13 protein-coding genes are annotated in these 17739 nt (G+C 67.7%); 6 read left to right on the top strand and 7 right to left on the bottom strand.

The window, feature by feature from the left end:
* Window positions 1–323: 323 nt before the first annotated feature.
* The 7 genes from PIGHUM_RS13160 to PIGHUM_RS13135 form a co-directional block, all read right to left on the bottom strand.
* Window positions 324–1199, bottom strand: coding sequence for a cytochrome c oxidase subunit 3 (locus tag PIGHUM_RS13160; protein WP_124080064.1), 876 nt, complete (start codon window positions 1197–1199; stop codon window positions 324–326).
* A gap of 116 nt (window positions 1200–1315) precedes the next feature.
* Window positions 1316–1531 (bottom strand): DUF2970 domain-containing protein, encoded by a 216-nt coding sequence (locus tag PIGHUM_RS13155; protein WP_124080063.1) that lies wholly within the window; start codon window positions 1529–1531, stop codon window positions 1316–1318.
* Window positions 1528–2097, bottom strand: coding sequence for a cytochrome c oxidase assembly protein (locus tag PIGHUM_RS13150; protein ID WP_124080062.1), 570 nt, complete (start codon window positions 2095–2097; stop codon window positions 1528–1530). The genes PIGHUM_RS13155 and PIGHUM_RS13150 overlap by 4 nt, the downstream gene beginning before the upstream one ends.
* A gap of 122 nt (window positions 2098–2219) precedes the next feature.
* Complete coding sequence (locus PIGHUM_RS24080; RefSeq protein WP_222929254.1) at window positions 2220–2318, bottom strand: cytochrome oxidase small assembly protein; 99 nt, start codon at window positions 2316–2318, stop codon at window positions 2220–2222.
* Window positions 2318–3925, bottom strand: a complete 1608-nt coding sequence (gene ctaD, locus PIGHUM_RS13145) for a cytochrome c oxidase subunit I (RefSeq protein ID WP_124080061.1) — start codon at window positions 3923–3925, stop codon at window positions 2318–2320. The genes PIGHUM_RS24080 and ctaD overlap by 1 nt, the downstream gene beginning before the upstream one ends.
* 103 nt (window positions 3926–4028) lie before the next feature.
* On the bottom strand, window positions 4029–5189 hold the full coding sequence (coxB, locus tag PIGHUM_RS13140) for a cytochrome c oxidase subunit II (RefSeq protein ID WP_124080060.1): 1161 nt from the start codon (window positions 5187–5189) through the stop codon (window positions 4029–4031).
* 203 nt (window positions 5190–5392) lie between these two features.
* On the bottom strand, window positions 5393–6337 hold the full coding sequence (locus PIGHUM_RS13135; RefSeq protein WP_124080059.1) for a methyltransferase domain-containing protein: 945 nt from the start codon (window positions 6335–6337) through the stop codon (window positions 5393–5395).
* A gap of 94 nt (window positions 6338–6431) precedes the next feature.
* Here PIGHUM_RS13135 and PIGHUM_RS13130 point away from each other — a divergent pair, with 94 nt between their 5' ends.
* From PIGHUM_RS13130 to PIGHUM_RS13105, 6 genes are all read left to right on the top strand, one after another.
* The gene (locus PIGHUM_RS13130; protein ID WP_124080058.1) at window positions 6432–7253 is read left to right on the top strand and encodes a ComFC family protein; all 822 of its coding nucleotides are present in this window, start codon (window positions 6432–6434) and stop codon (window positions 7251–7253) included.
* 343 nt (window positions 7254–7596) lie between these two features.
* The gene (locus PIGHUM_RS13125; protein ID WP_281279077.1) at window positions 7597–8877 is read left to right on the top strand and encodes an MdtA/MuxA family multidrug efflux RND transporter periplasmic adaptor subunit; all 1281 of its coding nucleotides are present in this window, start codon (window positions 7597–7599) and stop codon (window positions 8875–8877) included.
* Complete coding sequence (locus PIGHUM_RS13120) at window positions 8874–11981, top strand: MdtB/MuxB family multidrug efflux RND transporter permease subunit (RefSeq protein ID WP_124080056.1); 3108 nt, start codon at window positions 8874–8876, stop codon at window positions 11979–11981. The genes PIGHUM_RS13125 and PIGHUM_RS13120 overlap by 4 nt, the downstream gene beginning before the upstream one ends.
* A complete protein-coding gene (locus PIGHUM_RS13115) occupies window positions 11978–15100 on the top strand; it encodes a multidrug efflux RND transporter permease subunit (RefSeq protein ID WP_124080055.1) in 3123 nt (1040 codons plus the stop codon). The genes PIGHUM_RS13120 and PIGHUM_RS13115 overlap by 4 nt, the downstream gene beginning before the upstream one ends.
* Window positions 15097–16626: an efflux transporter outer membrane subunit gene (locus PIGHUM_RS13110; protein WP_124080054.1), complete on the top strand. Its 1530-nt coding sequence runs from the start codon at window positions 15097–15099 to the stop codon at window positions 16624–16626. The genes PIGHUM_RS13115 and PIGHUM_RS13110 overlap by 4 nt, the downstream gene beginning before the upstream one ends.
* 250 nt (window positions 16627–16876) lie before the next feature.
* Window positions 16877–17680, top strand: coding sequence for an IclR family transcriptional regulator (locus PIGHUM_RS13105; RefSeq protein ID WP_124080053.1), 804 nt, complete (start codon window positions 16877–16879; stop codon window positions 17678–17680).
* Window positions 17681–17739 lie beyond the last annotated feature (59 nt).

Below are 17739 nucleotides of genomic sequence, written 5' to 3'. Positions count from 1 at the left end.
CCCCTAAAGAGCCCACCCCCTACCCGCTCGCGCGGACCCCCTCAAGGGGGCTTTGGTTGCGGACTGGCGGAGCCGGATCCGCAGCGCCCGGGGTCCGGGGACGGCAGTTGCCGACGTGAGGGCATGAGGAACATTGTGCCCCCAACGGCCGCCTTGCGACACGGTCAAAACGTCGCAGGGCAAGCGCGGCCTCCTGGGCCCGGCGCCGGACCGCCCCGAGGAGGGCCCAGGCTCCCCTCGGCGGGCTGCCGCGTGGCGGCTGGGGGCTCGCCCTACTGGGCGTGTATCAGCGCGCAGAGGCCCCAAAAGCTGGGGCCCGACGATCAGAACCAGTAGACGAACAGGTACAGACCCAGCCAGACCACGTCCACGAAGTGCCAGTACCAGGCGGCGCCTTCGAAGCCGAAGTGGTGGGTGGCGGTGAAGTCGCCCCGCAGCAGGCGCCGCAGCATGACGGCCAGCATCAGCGCGCCCATGGTGACGTGGAAGCCGTGGAAGCCCGTCAGCATGTAGAACGTGGAGCCGAAGGCGCCCGAGCTGAGCTTGAGGTTCAGTTCCGTGTAGGCGTGGAAGTATTCATAGCCTTGGCAGACCATGAACACCGCGCCCAGCGCGATGGTGATGGCCAGCCAGAGCGCGCAGCGCGAACGGTTGTTGGCCAGCAGCGCATGGTGGGAAATCGTGAGCGTGATGCCCGATGTCAGCAGCAGCGCGGTGTTGATGGTAGGAATCCAGAACGGCCCCATTGCCGCAAAGGGCTCCACCACGCCCGCCGGGCCGAGGTTGGGCCAGGTGCCCGTGAAGGACGGCCACAGCACCATGCGATGGTCGAAGTCGGACAGCCAGGGAGTGGTATAGACCCGGGCGTAGAACAATGCCCCGAAGAAGGCGGAAAAGAACATCACCTCGGAGAAGATGAACCAGGCCATGCTCCAGCGGTAGGAAACATCCACCCGCTTGCTGTAGAGCCCGCCCTCGGACTCGGCGATGGAGTCGCCGAACCAGCGGTACAGCACGAACAACAGGCCGAGCACGCCGGCCGCCGTACACCACATCCCGGCCGCGTTGCCGTTGACCCAGAGCGCCATGCCTATGCCGAAGAACAGCAGCGCCAGGCTGGCCGTCGCCGGATGCATGGACGGTGCCGGGACGAAATAGTACGGCGCCTCCTTGTTCGGAACCGAGTGGCTTGCACTCATCTCAACTCTCCTTCGCCTATTCCACAAAACCCGCTTTTTTATTTCGATGCCGGCCCGCCATGGGCCGCCCGGACTCTTTCTTTCTCGTATTCCCCGCCTCGCGGACAGGGCCTTGCCTAACCGACGACCGACCTCACGACCAACAGCAGCCCCACCACGAAAACCGCCGTCAGCAGCAAAGCTGCAATGATGACGTAGACGGGGTTCAGGCCCGTCGTATCGCGCCGGTAGTCCGACCCCCGGCGCAAGCCGGTGAACGACCACAGCACGGCGCCCAAGGTCTGGAAAAAACTGAGCTTGTGCCCGGCAGGAGGCTTAGGATCCGCTGTCACGCTCCCTCTCCCGGCGACGGCGCCGCGGCTGCCCGCGCGCCCACCTCGAAAAACGTATACGACAAAGTGATGGTCTGCACCTCTTTGGGCAGCTTGGGATCCACCACGAACACGACCGGAAACTGGCGTGTCTCGCGTGCCTTCAGGTCCTGCTGCGAAAAGCAGAAACACTCCAGCTTCTTGAAATACTGCCCGGCCACCAGCGGCGCATAGCTCGGAATCGCCTGCCCGGCCATCTGGCGATCCTGCTGGTTGGCGATCTCGTAGACGATGGTCGCCAGTTCGCCGGGATTGACCTCCATGGACGACTGCACCGGACGAAACCGCCAGGGCCCCTGGATGTTGCTGTCGAACACGATCTTGACCGTGCGGCTCGTATCGACCTGGGTATTGCGCGCGAAGCGGACGGCGTCCTCATCGACCTTGGTGAGGACGTTGATACCGGTGATCTCGCAAAAGACCTGGTACAGCGGCACCAGTGCATAGCCGAACCCGAACATCAGCACGATGATCAAGGCCAGCTTGCCCAGCATCCGGCGATTGTTCGTCCTAACCGACTGCTTCATACCCTAGACATACCTCAAACGTCGCGAATGCCCAATCCAAGATAGCTTCCCGTCAGCACGGCACCGCGTCCCAGACCCTGGGCACAGCGGATCTGGCTTTGCCAGTCCGCCGATGCCGTCTCCTACGCCCTCCAGATCGCCGCCACGAAAAAGGCGACGACCAGGGCCAGCAGGATGAAACCCGTGCGCCGGTTGCGGCGGCGCTGCTCGGCCGTGAGCATTATTGGACCACGGGCGGGGTTTCGAACGAATGGTACGGAGCCGGCGACGGCAGCGTCCACTCCAGGCCGCCGTCTTCGGCGCCCCAGGGGTTGGACGGCGCCGGCGCGCCCTTGCCGCTGTAGGCCTTGAGCACCACGTACAGGAACAGCAGCTGCGACAGGCCGAACCAGAATGCGCCGATGGTGGCGATCTGGTGGAAATCGGTGAACTGCGCGGCATAGTCCGCATAGCGGCGCGGCATGCCCGCCAGGCCCAGGAAGTGCATCGGGAAGAAGGTCAGGTTGAAAGAGAGCAGCGACGACCAGAAATGGATCTTGCCGAGCTTTTCGTCGTACATCACGCCGGTCCACTTGGGCAGCCAATAGTAGGTGCCGCCGAACAGCGCGAACAGCGAGCCGGCCACCAGCACGTAATGGAAGTGGGCCACCACGTAATAGGTGTCCTGCACCTGGATGTCGATGGGCGCGACGGCCAGGATCAGGCCGGTGAAACCGCCCATCGAGAACACGAAGATGAAGCCGATGGCGAACAGCATCGGGGTTTCGAAGGTCATGGAGCCGCGCCACATGGTGGCGACCCAGTTGAAGATCTTCACCCCCGTGGGCACCGCGATCAGCATGGTCGCGTACATGAAGAACAACTGGCCGGTCACCGGCATGCCGGTGGTGAACATATGGTGCGCCCAGACGATGAACGACAGGATCGCGATCGAGGCGGTGGCATACACCATCGAGGCATAGCCGAACAGGCGCTTGCGGGCGAAGGTCGGCACGATGGCCGAGACGATCCCGAAGGCCGGCAGGATCATGATGTAGACCTCGGGGTGGCCGAAGAACCAGAACACGTGCTGGTACATGACCGGATCGCCGCCGCCGGCGGCGTTGAAGAACGAGGTGCCGAAGTGGCGGTCGGTCAGCACCATGGTGATGGCGCCGGCCAGCACGGGCATCACGGCGATCAGCAGGTAGGCGGTGATCAGCCAGGTCCAGCAGAACAGCGGCATCTTCATCAGCGTCATGCCGGGCGCGCGCATGTTCAGGACGGTCACGATGATGTTGATCGCGCCCATGATGGACGAGGCGCCCATGATGTGGACCGCGAAGATCGCGAAATCCATGCCGGGGCCCATCTGCACGGACAGCGGCGCGTACAGCGTCCAGCCCGCGGCGGTGGCGCCGCCGGGCACGAAGAACGAGGTGGTCAGCAGGATCGCGGCCACCGGCAGCAGCCAGAAGCTGAAGTTGTTCATGCGCGCGAAAGCCATGTCGGACGCGCCGATCTGCAGCGGGATCATCCAGTTCGCAAAGCCCACGAAGGCCGGCATGATGGCGCCGAACACCATGATCAGGCCGTGCATGGTGGTGAACTGGTTGAACAGCTCCGGACGGAAGAACTGGATGCCCGGTTCGAACAGCTCGGTGCGCAGCAGCAGTGCGAGCAGCCCCCCCTCCAACAGCATGGTGAAGGAGAAGATCAGGTACATCGTGCCGATGTCCTTGTGGTTGGTGGCGAACAGCCAGCGCCGCCAGCCCGTCGGATGGCCGTGGTCGTGCGCGTGGTCGTCATGATCGTGCCCGGGGGCGTGGTCGATCGTGGTGCTGCTCATGGTGGCTCCTTGCACTGCAGTCTTCGTTATCGAGACGACGACATTCAATAGAAACTGGAACACCGGGGTTTCACGGCCGCCCCGCGGGGCGGCCTGGCCGGACTCAGCGGGCGGATTTCACGTCCAGAGGTTGCACGACCGGGTCTTCGCCCTTGCCGGCATTGCTCCAGGCATTGCGGGTATAGGTGATGACGGCGCCGATCTCGGTGTCGGACAAGTGGGCGAACGAGGCCATGGCGGTGCCGGGACGGCCTTTCAGGACGACCTCGATCTGCGCGGCCTTGGGGCCCAGCACGGTGGGATCGCCATCGAGCGCGGGGAAGGTGCCCGGCACGCCCTTGCCGTTGGCCTGGTGACAGGCCACGCAATTGGAGGCGAACACTTTCTCGCCGCGCGTCTTGAGCTCGTCAGCGGTCCAGGTCTTGTTCGGATCGTCGGCCAGGGCGGCCAGCTTGGCCTTCTGCTCCTCGACCCACTTGCTGTAGTCCTCCTGCGACACGACCTTCACCACGATGGGCATGAAGGCGTGGTCCTTGCCGCAGAGCTCGGCGCATTGGCCGCGGAACTCGCCGACTTTCTCGGCGCGGAACCAGGTGTCGCGCACGAAGCCGGGAATCGCATCCTGCTTGACGCCGAAGGCCGGCACCATCCAGGCGTGGATCACGTCGTTCGCGGTCGTGACTACGCGGACTTTCTTGTTGACCGGCACCACCAACGGGTTGTCGACCTCGATCAGGTAGTTGTCGCCCTTGGGCTCGGTGCCGTTCATCTGGGCCGCCGGCGTGGACAGGTTGGACAGGAAGGCGATGCCCTCGCCTTCGCCGTTCAGGTAGTCGTAACCCCACTTCCACTGGTAGCCCGTGGCCTTGACGGTCAGGTCGGCATTGGAGGTGTCCTTCATCGCGACCACGGTCTTGGTGGCGGGCAGCGCCATGCCGATCACGATCAGGAAGGGCACGACGGTCCAGGCGATCTCGACGCCGATGCTTTCGTGGAAGGTGGCGGGCTTGGCGCCGCGAGACTTGCGGTGGGCCCAGATGGAATAGAACATCACCGCGAACACGGCGAGGAAGATGATCAGACAGATGCCCAGCATCATCCAGTGCAGCCACTCGATATCCGCCGCGATACTGGTGACAGGTGCATGCAGGTTGAGCTGATTGACCTTCGGGCCACCCGCGCTGTCGTTTACGGCCAGTGCTGCACCGCTGGCCATCGCGTTGACCAGTATTGCCCCCAACGTCCCACCCAACCACTTCTTCATGTCCGACCTCGAAGAACAGCGTTTAGTGTTATTCAGGCGGTCAACCCCCTGCGCGGCTTGCTGATTGCGCAGTCTGTGCGGGTCTCCACCGCCACAAAAACTTAGGCCATGCGCACCGAAAAATAATTATGTACCGGCGCATAGAACCGACGGATTATACGGGGAGCCTCGCCAGGCCAGCAACCGGGGCGGCCAGGGACGGCTCATCGGCTGCGTTTCCGGCCTATGGCGGCAACCGCGACGCGGGTCTCGCCGGGCGCGGCCTGGAACGAGCCGGCGCGCCACGCATGGCCATAGGCGACCTCGACGCTCAGGCGCAGCAGGCCGTCGTCGTCGCGGCCGGCATCGAGCGCCTCGGCCAGCCGGCGCCGCCAGGCCGGCGTCGCCAGGCCGCGGCGGCGGCCCACGGCGGGGTTGCCGCCCAGGTCGCGCACGTCGCGCAGCAAGCGCAGCGGGTTCTCGTAGGTGAAGGTCAGCACCTCCTGGTCCATGACCGGATCGGCGAAACCGTTCTCCACCAGCAGGTCGCCGAAGTCGTGCATGTCCACGAACGGCGGCGTGGCGGTCTCCAGGCCGGCGCGCGCCACGGCATCGCGCAATTGGCGGAAAGTGCCCGGCCCCAGGCAGCTGAACATGACCAGGCCGCCCACCCGCGTGATGCGGCGCCATTCGGCCAGCACCGCGTGGGGTTCCGGATGCCAGTGCAGCGCCATGTTGGACCAGACCAGGTCTTGCGATTCGGGCGCCAGCCCGGTGCGCGCCATGTCGGCCTCGACGAATGCCGGCAGCGCCGCGGGACTGCGCCCGGCCAGCTTCAGGGCCGAATGCCGCAGCCGCCCGCCCATGGACGGCAGATGGCGACGGCGGGCATGTTCCAGCACGCCGGCGCTGAGGTCCAGACCCGTATACGATGCCGCCGGGTAGCGCGCCTGCAGCAGCGGCAGCGCGGCGCCCGCGCCGCAGCCCGCATCCAGCATTGCGCCCGGCGCCAGGCGGATATAGCCCAGCCGCTCGGCCATGCGGGAGCCGACTTCCCCGTACAGGAACTGCGCCGCCTCCAGGTCGCCCCGGCGGCCGAACTGGCGGGCGACGTGGCCGCGCACCAGCGGCAGCGAGGGCAAGCGTTCGGGGTGGGAGTTTTCTGTCATCGGGTCATGCGCAAATCGGCCAGGGGTTTTCTACACTGCGGGCGCGGCCTATCCGTTCCGCACCAGCCTCCATGATGCCATCGTCAGCCCCCCGATGCCCGCCAAGCCCCATCCTGCCGCCCTGTTCCGCCACCTGGCCCGCTGGCACGCCGGCGCCGCGCGCCTGCGCGCGCTCGTTCCTTCGGACTGTCCGGTCTGCGCCGGCCGGGCGCGTGGCGGCGGCCTCTGCGACCCCTGCGAAGCGGCCCTGTGCGGCGCCGCGCGCGCCTCCGGCGGTTCGGGACTGCCGTGGCGCTGCCCGCGCTGCGCCTTGCCTCTGCCGGAGCACGACGCCTGCTGTCCCGACTGCGCGGACCGCGTCCCCGCCTTCGACCGCACCATCATTGCCTTCGATTACACGCCGCCGGCCGACCTCCTGGTGCTGCAGCTCAAGAACGGCCTGCGCTATGGCCGCGCCGGCCTGCTGGGCAACCTGCTCGCCGAATCCGTCCTGGAACACGCCCAGCCGCTGGATCTGGAGACGGTGCTGGTCCCCGTGCCGGCGTCGGCAGCCTCGCTGCGCCGCCGCGGCTTCAACCCCGCCGCCGAGATCGCGCAGGCGCTCGGCCGCGATCTCGGGCTGCCGGTGCGGCACGGCCTGCTGGAACGCACGCGCGAGCAGGCCAAGCAGAGCGGCCTGGGCCGCCAGGACAGAAGGGCGTCGGCGCACGGCCTGTACCTGTGCCGGCGCCCGTTGGCCGGGATGGCCGTGGGCCTGGTCGACGACGTCATGACCACCGGCAGCACGCTGCACGAGGCAGCCGCGGCGCTGCGCGCCGCCGGCGCCAGGCACGTATCAGCGCTGGCCGTGGCGCGCACCCCCGGGCAAGCCCGGACGCCCTCGGGGCGGCCGATGCAGGCAGAATGTCGCGGCTGAAGCCTGTTCACGCCGGAAGGCGCCTGGCACTGGCTCTGAGCAACTAACGATTTCGAACGATTTCAAACCGCATGCGATCCCGCCTCCCGCCCGCAAACTGCACTAATGTAGAGACCGCCGCAGAATCGGATCGTTTGCGTGCGGCGCGACCCAGCCCAGCCTTTTCCCGAACCCCATGGCCGACATCCCTCCCCAGCCCGACCGGGCCCCCGCCCCCCAGCCCGGCAAAAATGAAGGCCCCCACGCTACGCCTTCGGCTGCGCTGCCCCCCGAGGGGGCGCCTTTTGCCTTGGGGCGGCCCGGCGGCAAAAATGAAGGCCCCCACGCTGCGCCTTCGGCTGCGCTGCCCCCCGAGGGGGCTACGCGGTCCCGCGGCAAAAGACCCCGCTGGCCATGGCTGCTGGTCCTGATCGCGGTCCTGGCGGGAGCGGGGTACTGGTGGTGGCATGCGCATCAGCGCGAGGCCGCCGTGCAGGCGCCGGGCCCCGGCCCGGGCGGACCGGGCGCCTTCATGCAGGCGCCGACGCCGGTGCGGGTGGTCGAGGCGCGCAGCGAAGACATGAAGGTGTTCATCAAGTCGCTGGGCACGGTCACTTCCTACAACACGGTCACCGTGCGCAGCAAGGTCAACGGCGAACTGCAGAAGGTGTTCTTCCAGGAAGGCCAATTGGTCAAGGCCGGCGACCTGCTGGTGCAGATCGACCCGCGCGCCTACCAGGTCGCGCTGGCGCAGGCCGAGGGCACTCTCGAGCAGAACCGCGCCCAGCTCGACAACGCGCGGCGCGACCTCGAACGCTACAAGACGCTGTACGAGCAGGACTCCATCGCGCGCCAGCAGGTCGACACCCAGACCGCCCTGGTGCGGCAATACGAAGGCACCATCAAGACCAACCAGGCCGCCGTCGACAACGCCAAGCTGCAGCTCGACTACACCCGGGTGACCGCGCCGATCGCCGGCCGCCTGGGCCTGCGCCAGGTCGACCAGGGCAACCTGGTGACCAGCAGCGACGCCACCGGCCTGGTCATCATCACCCAGACCCAGCCCATTTCCATCCTGTTCACCATCGCCGAAGGCGACCTGCCCGACGTGCTGGCCCAGTTGCGCGCCGGCAAGACGCTGGCCGTGCAGGCCTATGACCGCGCCGATATCCGCCACATTGCCGACGGCGTGCTGGCCACGCTGGACAACCAGATCGACACCGCCACCGGCACGGTCAAGCTCAAGGCGCGCTTCGAGAACAAGGACGAAAGCCTGTTCCCCAACCAGTTCGTCAACGTCCGGCTGCACGTGCGCACCCAGACCGGGGCCACCGTGATCCCGGCCGGCGCGGTGCAGCGGGGCACGCCCGGCACGTTCGTCTACGTGGCGAAGGAAGACAACACCGTCGGGCTGCGCGTGCTCAAGCTCGGGCAGGTCGATGGCGAGCGCGTCGCCGTGCTGGAGGGCCTCAAGCCGGGCGAGCGGGTCGTGGTCGAAGGCGTGGACCGGCTGCGCGACGGCGCCCAGGTGCAGGTGGTCAGCGGCACGCAGCCCGCCGCCGCGGCCACCGTTCCGCCGCAGCAGCGCGGCCCCGGCACGCCGGGTCAGGGCCAGCGCCGCCGTCCCGGACGCGAGGCGCAATGAATCCGTCGCGGATCTTCATCCTGCGCCCCATCGCCACGACGCTGGCGATGGTGGCGATCCTGATCTCGGGCCTGATCGCATACCGGATGCTGCCGGTATCCGCCCTGCCCGAAGTGGACTACCCCACGATCCAGGTGGTGACGCAGTATCCGGGCGCCAGCCCCGACGTCATGACTTCGCTGGTCACCGCCCCGCTCGAACGGCAATTCGGGCAGATGCCGGGCCTGGCGCAGATGTCGTCCATCAGCTCCGGCGGCGCATCGGTCATCACGCTCAAGTTCAACCTCGACCTCGAACTGGACGTGGCCGAGCAGCAGGTGCAGGCAGCCATCAACGCCGGCTCCAACCTGCTGCCCGGCGACCTGCCCGCCCCGCCCGTGTACAACAAGGTCAATCCGGCCGATACGCCGGTCCTGACGCTGGCCATCAGTTCTCCCACGCTGCCGCTCTACCAGGTGCGCGACCTGGTGGACACGCGCATGGCGCAGAAAATCTCGCAGGTCTCGGGCGTGGGCCTGGTCAGCATCGCGGGCGGGCAGCGCCCCGCCGTTCGCATACGCGCCAACCCGCAGGCGCTGGCCTCGCTGGGCCTGAACCTGGCCAGCGTGCGCAGCGCCATCACCGGCGCCAACGTCAACCAGCCCAAGGGCAACTTCGACGGCCCCATGCGCGCCACCACGCTCGACGCCAACGATCAGTTGAAGACCGTCGAGCAGTACAACGACCTGATCATCGCCTACGCCAACAACGCGCCGGTGCGGCTGTCGGAGGTGGCGCAGATCGAGCGCGACGCCGAGAACACGCGGCAGGCAGCATGGGCCGACGGCCAGCCGGCCATCCTGCTGAACGTGCAGCGCCAGCCCGGCGCCAACGTGATCCAGGTGGTGGAGAACATCCGCGCGCTGCTGCCCGGCCTGCAGGCCGGGCTGCCGAGCACGCTGGATGTGGCGGTGCTGTCGGACCGCACCGAATCCATCCGCGCCTCGGTCAAGGACGTGCAGTTCGAGCTGATGCTGGCGGTGGCGCTGGTGGTCATGGTGACCTTCGCCTTCCTGCGCAACCTCACCGCCACCCTGATTCCCAGCGTGGTCGTGCCGCTGTCGCTGATCGGAACCTTCGGCGTCATGTACCTGGCGGGCTTCAGCGTCAACAACCTGACGCTGATGGCGCTGACCATCGCCACCGGCTTCGTGGTGGACGACGCCATCGTCATGATCGAGAACATCGCGCGCTACCTGGAGGAAGGCGAGTCGCCGGTCCAGGCCGCGCTCAAGGGCGCCGCGCAGATCGGCTTCACGCTGATCTCGCTGACTTTTTCGCTGATCGCCGTGCTGATCCCGCTGCTGTTCATGAGCGACGTGATCGGCCGCCTGTTCCGCGAGTTCGCCATTACGCTGGCGGTGTCCATCCTGATCTCGCTGGTCGTCTCGCTCACGCTGACGCCCATGATGTGCTCCAAATACCTGCGCCACGTGCCCGACGCGCAGCAAGGCCGCTTCTACCGCAAGAGCGGGGAATGGTTCGACCGGATCATCCGCGGCTACGACCGGCTGCTGACCTGGGTGCTGGCCCACCAGCCGCTGACGCTGCTGGTGGCGCTGGCCACCCTGGCGGTGACCGCGCTGCTGTACATCGCCATCCCCAAGGGCTTTTTTCCGCAGCAGGACACCGGCGTCATCCAGGCCATCAGCGAAAGCTCGCAGTCGGTATCGTTCCAGGCCATGGCGCAGCGCCAGCAGGCCGCGGCGGACATCATCCTGCGCGACCCCGACGTCGCCAGCCTGTCCTCGTTCATCGGCGTGGACGGCACCAACGCCACGCTCAACAGCGGCCGCCTGCAGATCAACCTGAAGCCGCACGACGAACGCAGCGCCACCGCCGCCGAGATCATCGACCGCCTGCAGCCGGAGCTCGCCAGGCTCGAAGACATCCGGCTGTTCATGCAGCCGGTGCAGGACCTCACCATCGAGGACCGGATCAGCCGCACGCAGTACCAATTCACGCTGCAGAACCCGGACCTGGATACGCTGGGCATCTGGACCCGCAAGCTGGTCGAGCGGCTGCAGCAACTGCCGCAGATGGCCGACGTGGCGCACGACCTGCAGGACCGCGGCCTGCAGACCTACATCGAAATCGACCGCAACGCGGCCTCGCGGGTGGGCGTCACCGCCACCGACATCAACAACGCGCTGTACGACGCGCTGGGCCAGCGGCCGATCTCGACCATCTTCACGCAGGCCAACCAGTATCGCGTGGTGCTCGAGGTCGCACCGCAGTTCCGCCAGGACCCGTCCTCGCTGTCGCGCATCTACGTGGCCACGACCGACGGCAAGCAGATCCCGTTGACCAACATCGTGCGGGCCTCGGAGCGCACCACGCCGCTGTCGATCAGCCGGCTCGGCCAGTTCCCCTCCGCCACGGTGTCATTCAATCTCGCGCACGGCGCCTCGCTGAGCAAGGCGGTGGAGGCCATCCAGCAGGCCGAGCGCGACATCGGCATGCCGCTGGCCATCCAGACCAGCTTCCAGGGCGCGGCGCAGGCCTTCCAGGCCTCGCTCAACAGCACCCTGCTGCTGATCCTGGCGGCCATCGTGACGATGTACATCGTGCTGGGCGTGCTGTATGAGAGCTACATCCACCCCATCACCATCCTGTCGACGCTGCCCTCGGCCGGCGTGGGCGCGCTGCTGGCGCTGATGCTGGCCGGCCGCGACCTGGACATGATAGGCATCATCGGGATCATCCTGCTGATCGGCATCGTCAAGAAGAACGCGATCATGATGATCGACTTCGCGCTGGAGGCCGAGCGCCGCCAGGGCCTGTCGCCGCGCGAGGCCATCCACCAGGCGGCGCTGCTGCGCTTCCGGCCCATCCTGATGACGACCTTCGCGGCACTGTTCGGCGCGGTGCCGTTGATGCTCAGCACCGGCAGCGGCGCCGAGCTGCGCCAGCCGCTGGGGATCGTGATGGTGGGCGGGCTTCTGCTGAGCCAGTTGCTGACGCTGTTCACCACCCCGGTGATCTACCTGATGTTCGACCGGCTCAGCCTGGCGCTGCGGCGCAGGCGCGGCGCGAACACGGCCAAAGCGGTCGGCGCGCCATGAACATCTCGGCGCCGTTCATCGTGCGGCCGGTGGCTACGGTGCTGCTGGCCATCGCCGCCGTGCTGGCGGGCGTGCTGGGCTTCATCAAGCTGCCGGTGGCGCCGCTGCCGCAAGTGGATTTCCCCACCATTTCGGTACGCGCCAGCCTGGCCGGAGCCAGCCCGGAGACCATGGCCTCGAGCGTGGCCACGCCGCTGGAGCGGTCGCTCGGCAGCATCGCCGGACTCAACGAAATGACGTCGCGCAGCAGCCAGGGTTCGACCAATATCACGCTGCAGTTCGACCTGAGCCGCGATATCAACGGCGCCGCGCGCGACGTGCAAGGCGCCATCAATGCGGCGCGCAGCATGTTGCCTTCGGCCCTGCGCAGCAACCCCACCTACAGCAAGCGCAACCCGACGTCCGCCCCCATCCTGATTCTGGCGCTGACCTCCAAGACCATGGATCAGGGCCAGCTCTACGACGTGGGCTCGACCATCCTGGCGCAGCGCATCGCCCAGATCAAGGGCGTAAGCGAAGTGAACGTGGGCGGCAGTTCCCTGCCGGCCGTGCGGGTCGAACTCAATCCGCACGCGCTCAACCACTACGGGATCGCGCTGGACGAAGTGCGCACGGCGCTCTCGAATGCCAATGCGCGCGGCCCCAAGGGCGTGCTGGAGAACGACACCACGAGTTGGCAGGTCGCCACCAACGACCAGCTGCGCAAGGCGCAGGACTACGCCGCCCTGAACGTGGCCTACCGCGACGGCGCCCCCGTGCGGCTGAGCGACGTGGCGCGCGTCGAAGACTCGGTGGAAGACCTGTTCAACATGGGCTTCTTCAACAGCGAGCCTGCCATCCTGCTGGTGGTCAGCCGCCAGCCCGACGCCAACATCATCGAGACCGTGGACCGCATCCTCGACGCCTTGCCGCAGATGCGCGCCATGGTGCCGGGCGACGTTTCGCTGACGGTGGCGCAGGACCGCACGCCCAGCATCCGCGCCTCGCTGGCCGAGGCCGAGCACACGCTGATCATCGCCGTGGTCCTGGTCATCCTGGTGGTGCTGCTGTTCCTGCGCAACCTGCGCGCCGCGCTCATTCCCAGCGTCGCGGTGCCGGTATCGCTCGTCACCACCTTCGCCGTGATGTACCTGTGCGGCTATTCGCTCAACACCATGTCGCTGATGGCGCTGATCGTGGCCACCGGCTTCGTCGTGGACGACGCCATCGTGGTGCTGGAGAACATCTCGCGCCATGTCGAGGCGGGCATGTCGCCGCTGCGCGCGGCGCTGGTGGGCTCGCGCGAGGTCGGCTTCACGGTGCTGACCATGAGCGTGTCGCTGATCGCGGTATTCATTCCCATCCTGCTGATGGGCGACATCGTCGGCCGGCTGTTCCGCGAGTTTTCCGTGACGCTGTCGGTGGCCATCCTGGTGTCGCTGGTGGTATCGGTCACGCTGACGCCGATGATGTGCGCGCGCATGCTGCGCACGCGCCAGGAGCAGGCCCGGCGCGAGCCCGGCCGCGCCGCGCGGGCGCTGGAATCGTTCTTCGCCGGCATGACGCGCGGCTACGGCCGCGTCTTGCAGTGGGTGCTGCGGCATTCGCTGCTGACCTTGCTGGTGCTGCTGGTGGTGATCGGCCTGAACGTCTACCTGTACGTGCAGGTGCCCAAGGGCTTCTTCCCGCAGCAGGACACGGGCCAGATGATGGGCATGGTACGCGCCGACCAGGGCACCTCGTTCCAGGCCATGCGGCCCAAGCTGGAGTATTTTCGCCAGGTGGTGCTGGCCGATCCGGCCGTCGAGAGCATCGTCGGCTACAGCGGCGGCCGCGGCGGCAGCAATACCAGCTTCATGATGATCCAGCTCAAGCCGCTGGCCGAGCGCAAGGTCGATGTGGACGCGGTGATGAACCGCCTGCGCTTCAAGCTCGGCAACGTGCCCGGCGCGCGCATGTTCCTGATGCCCAACCAGGACATCCGCATCGGCGCGCGTTCGTCCAACTCCAGCTACCAGTATTCGCTGATGGCCTCCGAGCTGGACGACTTGCGCACCTGGATGCCGCGCGTGCAGCGAGCGATGGCGCAGTTGCCCGAGCTCACCGACATCGACACCGACGTCGAAGACAAGGGCCGCCAGATCTCGCTGCAGATCGACCGCGAGACCGCCACGCGCCTGGGCGTCGACATGTCCATGATTGCCTCCGTGCTGAACAATTCGTTCAGCCAGCGGCAGGTATCGGTGATCTACAACGCCCTGAACCAGTACCGCGTCGTCATGGAAGTCGACCAGCGCTACGCGCAGAATGCCAGCGCGCTGGAACAGGTCAGCGTCATTACCGCCAACGGCGGACGCGTGCCGCTGTCGGCCTTCGCCAAGTGGACGACCACCAATGCGCCGCTCAGCGTATCGCACCAGAGCCAGTTCGCGGCCGACACGATCTCGTTCAACCTGGCGCCCGGCGTCTCGCTGGACCAGGCCACGCGCGCCATCGAACGCGCGGTGGCGGCCATCAGCCTGCCGACCAACGAGATCCAGGCGGGCTTCGCGGGCAGCGCCCAGGCGCTGAAATCCTCGTTGAACGCCCAGCCCTGGCTGATCGTGGCGGCGCTGGTGACCATGTACCTGGTGCTGGGCATGCTGTACGAGAGCTACATCCATCCGCTCACCATTCTTTCGACGCTGCCCTCGGCCGGGCTGGGCGCGCTGCTCGCGCTGATGATGCTGGGCCACGAGTTCTCGCTGATCGCGCTGATCGGCGTATTCCTGCTGATCGGCATCGTCAAGAAGAACGCCATCATGATGGTGGACTTCGCGCTCGACGCCGAGCGCCGGCGCGGGCTGGCGCCGCGCGAAGCCATCCACGAAGCCTGCCTGATGCGCTTCCGGCCCATCCTGATGACCACCATGGCCGCCATGCTGGGCGCCGTGCCGCTGGTGATCAGCACCGGCACCGGCGCCGAACTGCGCCAGCCGCTGGGCATCACCATCGTCGGCGGGCTGCTGGTCAGCCAGCTGCTGACACTGTTCACCACCCCCGTGGTCTATCTCTACCTGAACCGCCTGCACTTGAAGGTGCAATGGCGCTGGGGCCGCAACAAGCAGGCCGCCCTGGCGCTTCCCGGAGACAATTTATGAACAAGACGTGGCCCGCACCCGCGGGCACGCCCTGCCCTTCGCCGGTCCGGCTCCGCGGCATCCCCGCGAGCGGCGTCCGGCCGGCCTGCGCCGCCTTGCTGTCCATCCTGCTGAGCGCCTGCGCCGTAGGCCCCGACTACGTGCGGCCCCAGGTCGACACCGGCGTCCAGTTCAAGGAAACGGAAGGCTGGAAATCGGCCCAGCCGCGCGACGACGTCCGCCGCGGCCCCTGGTGGGAGGTGTTCGGCGACCAGGAGCTGTCGCGCCTGATGGCCCAGGTCGAAACCGCCAACCAGACCATCGCCCAGGCCGAGGCGCAATACCGCCAGGCCCTGGCGGCCGTCCAGGCCGGCCGCGCCAGCCTGTACCCGAGCGTGAACGCTTCGTCGTCCTTCACCCGCACCGGAACCGGCGCGAGCAGCAACACCACGACCAACAGCAGCGGCACGGTCGTGCAGGGCGGCTCGTCGGGCAGCATACGCAACCAGTTCAGCCTGAGCGGCACCGCGAGCTGGGAACTGGACCTGTGGGGCCGCATCCGGCGCACCGTCGAGTCCCAGACGGCCAGCGCCCAGGCCAGTGCAGCCACGCTCGCCAATGCCCATCTGAGCGCCCAGGCCGAACTGGCGCGCAACTACTTCCAGCTGCGCATCATGGACGAACAGAAGCGCCTGCTGGAGGCCACCATCAAGATCTATGAGCGCTCGCTGCGCCTGAACGAGAACCGCTATGCCGTAGGCGTGTCAGCCAAGGCCGAGATCGCCCAGGCGCGCACGCAGCTGGAATCGACGCGCGCGCAGGCCGTGGACCTGCGGTGGCAGCGCGCCCAGCTCGAGCACGCCATCGCCATCCTGACCGGCCAGCCGCCTTCCGCCTTCAGTATCGCGCCGACCGAGTTCACTGCCGGCCTGCCCACCATCCCGGCCGGCCTGCCGTCGGAACTGCTGGAGCGCCGGCCCGACATTGCCGCGGCCGAGCGCGACATGCATGCGGCCAACGCCCAGATCGGCGTGGCCAAGGCGGCGTATTTCCCCACGCTGACCCTGTCCGCATCGATGGGCTACCGGGCGTCGGAGTTCTCCGATTGGCTGACCGCGCCGGCACGCTTCTGGTCGCTCGGCCCGGCGCTGGCCGCGCCCCTGTTCGACGGCGGGCTGCGCCGCGCCCAGACGCGCCAGGCCGAGGCCGCCTACGACCAGAGAGTCGCCGCCTACCGGCAGACCGTGCTGTCGGCGCTGGCCGAAGTCGAGAACTACCTGGCGCAACTGCGCACCATGGAAGACGAGCAGGTCGTGCAGCAGCGCGCGCTGGACGCCGCGCGCGAATCGCTGCGGTTGACCACCAACCAGTTCGAGTCCGGCCTGATCGACTTCCTGAGCGTGGTGTCGGTACAGACCTCGGCGCTGAGCAACGAGCGTACGGCGCTGACCCTGCTGGGCAGCCGCCTGACCGCCAGCGTCAACCTGATCGCGGCGCTGGGCGGGGGGTGGCATGCCGAAGAGGTCATGCCCCCCACTACGCGCTGACGCGCGCCCTGAATGGTGGACGCCCAGCCGCTACGCGGCAGCCTCCCGAGGGGGCCTGGGCCCGCCTTGGGGCGGCCCGGCGCCGGGCCGAGGGGGCGGAACGAACGGACCGGCAAAGCCGGATCCGCTGTGCCCTGGAACGAGCTAGCTTGCGGCGTCGCGTGCTCGAAGAAGGACGGCCGCAGCTGTTCGACGGTGCCGGCCCGCGCTTTTGCGTAACATAAGCGCTGTCCCGTCGATTCGTCCCGCCATGGCCACTTCGCCTCCTCGCAAGCCTCCCGCGGCCCGCCGCAGCACCGTGCAATCCGCGGGCACCAGCATGGCGGTGCTGAAGAACCTGGCGGCGATGGGCGGCGCGGCGTCTCTGACCGCGCTGGCCGCGCGGCTGGGCGAGAACCCTTCCAAGATCCACCGCTACCTGGCCAGCCTGGTCGAAGCCGATTTCGTCATCCAGGATCCCGCCACGTCACGCTACGTGCTCGGCCCGGAATCGCTGGCCATCGGGCTGGCCGCCATCCGCCAGTCGGACGCGCTCACGCTGGCCTCGGCCGAACTGGCCCGGCTGGGAGAAGCGCACGATTTATCGTGCTTCGTGGCCGTGCTGGGCAACCAGGGCCCCACCATCGTCCGCTGGGTGGAGCCGGTTCATCCGGTCGCCGTCAACGTGCGCGTCGGCTCCGTCATGCCGGTGCTCTGGTCGGCCACCGGGCGCGCCTTCGGCGCCTTTTCGCGCACCGCCGCGCTCGCGGCGCTGATCGACCGCGAATGGATGGGCGCCACGCCCGCCCAGCGCGCGCTGCTGCCCGACCGCGAAGCCGTCGATGCCTTGTTGCGCGAGGTGCGCGCGCTGGGCTGCGCGCCGGTGCGCGACGTCCTGCTCAACGGCATCAGCGCGGTTGCGGTGCCGGTTTTCAATGCGGACGGCGGCGTCGCCGTCGTCATCACCGCGCTGGGCCCTTCCGGCGCGTTCGACCCGGACCCGTCCGGCGCCGTCGCCCTGACCCTGCGCCAGGGCGCGGCCAACATCGGCAAACGCCTGGGCTACGGCCTGTAGGTTCCGCTCCGGAAGATCGGCCTTCCAGGCCGAACCCCGCGCGCCATTCATACCTCCCC

Source organism: Pigmentiphaga humi (assembly GCF_900606115.1).
GTDB classification, from domain to species: Bacteria; Pseudomonadota; Gammaproteobacteria; order Burkholderiales; family Burkholderiaceae_B; genus Pigmentiphaga; species Pigmentiphaga humi.
This window is presented reverse-complemented; position numbering and strand designations above follow the sequence as displayed.

What these genes read in the sequence shown, in the direction of transcription:
- PIGHUM_RS24080 (WP_222929254.1), bottom strand. Translation starts at nt 2,318, where the DNA reads ATGCTCACGGCCGAGCAGCGCCGCCGCAACCGGCGCACGGGTTTCATC.
- PIGHUM_RS13105 (WP_124080053.1), top strand. Translation starts at nt 16,877, where the DNA reads ATGGCCACTTCGCCTCCTCGCAAGCCTCCCGCGGCCCGCCGCAGCACC.
- PIGHUM_RS13150 (WP_124080062.1), bottom strand. Translation starts at nt 2,097, where the DNA reads ATGAAGCAGTCGGTTAGGACGAACAATCGCCGGATGCTGGGCAAGCTG.
- PIGHUM_RS13135 (WP_124080059.1), bottom strand. Translation starts at nt 6,337, where the DNA reads ATGACAGAAAACTCCCACCCCGAACGCTTGCCCTCGCTGCCGCTGGTG.
- PIGHUM_RS13130 (WP_124080058.1), top strand. Translation starts at nt 6,432, where the DNA reads ATGCCCGCCAAGCCCCATCCTGCCGCCCTGTTCCGCCACCTGGCCCGC.
- PIGHUM_RS13160 (WP_124080064.1), bottom strand. Translation starts at nt 1,199, where the DNA reads ATGAGTGCAAGCCACTCGGTTCCGAACAAGGAGGCGCCGTACTATTTC.
- ctaD (WP_124080061.1), bottom strand. Translation starts at nt 3,925, where the DNA reads ATGAGCAGCACCACGATCGACCACGCCCCCGGGCACGATCATGACGAC.
- PIGHUM_RS13120 (WP_124080056.1), top strand. Translation starts at nt 8,874, where the DNA reads ATGAATCCGTCGCGGATCTTCATCCTGCGCCCCATCGCCACGACGCTG.
- coxB (WP_124080060.1), bottom strand. Translation starts at nt 5,189, where the DNA reads ATGAAGAAGTGGTTGGGTGGGACGTTGGGGGCAATACTGGTCAACGCG.
- PIGHUM_RS13115 (WP_124080055.1), top strand. Translation starts at nt 11,978, where the DNA reads ATGAACATCTCGGCGCCGTTCATCGTGCGGCCGGTGGCTACGGTGCTG.
- PIGHUM_RS13110 (WP_124080054.1), top strand. Translation starts at nt 15,097, where the DNA reads ATGAACAAGACGTGGCCCGCACCCGCGGGCACGCCCTGCCCTTCGCCG.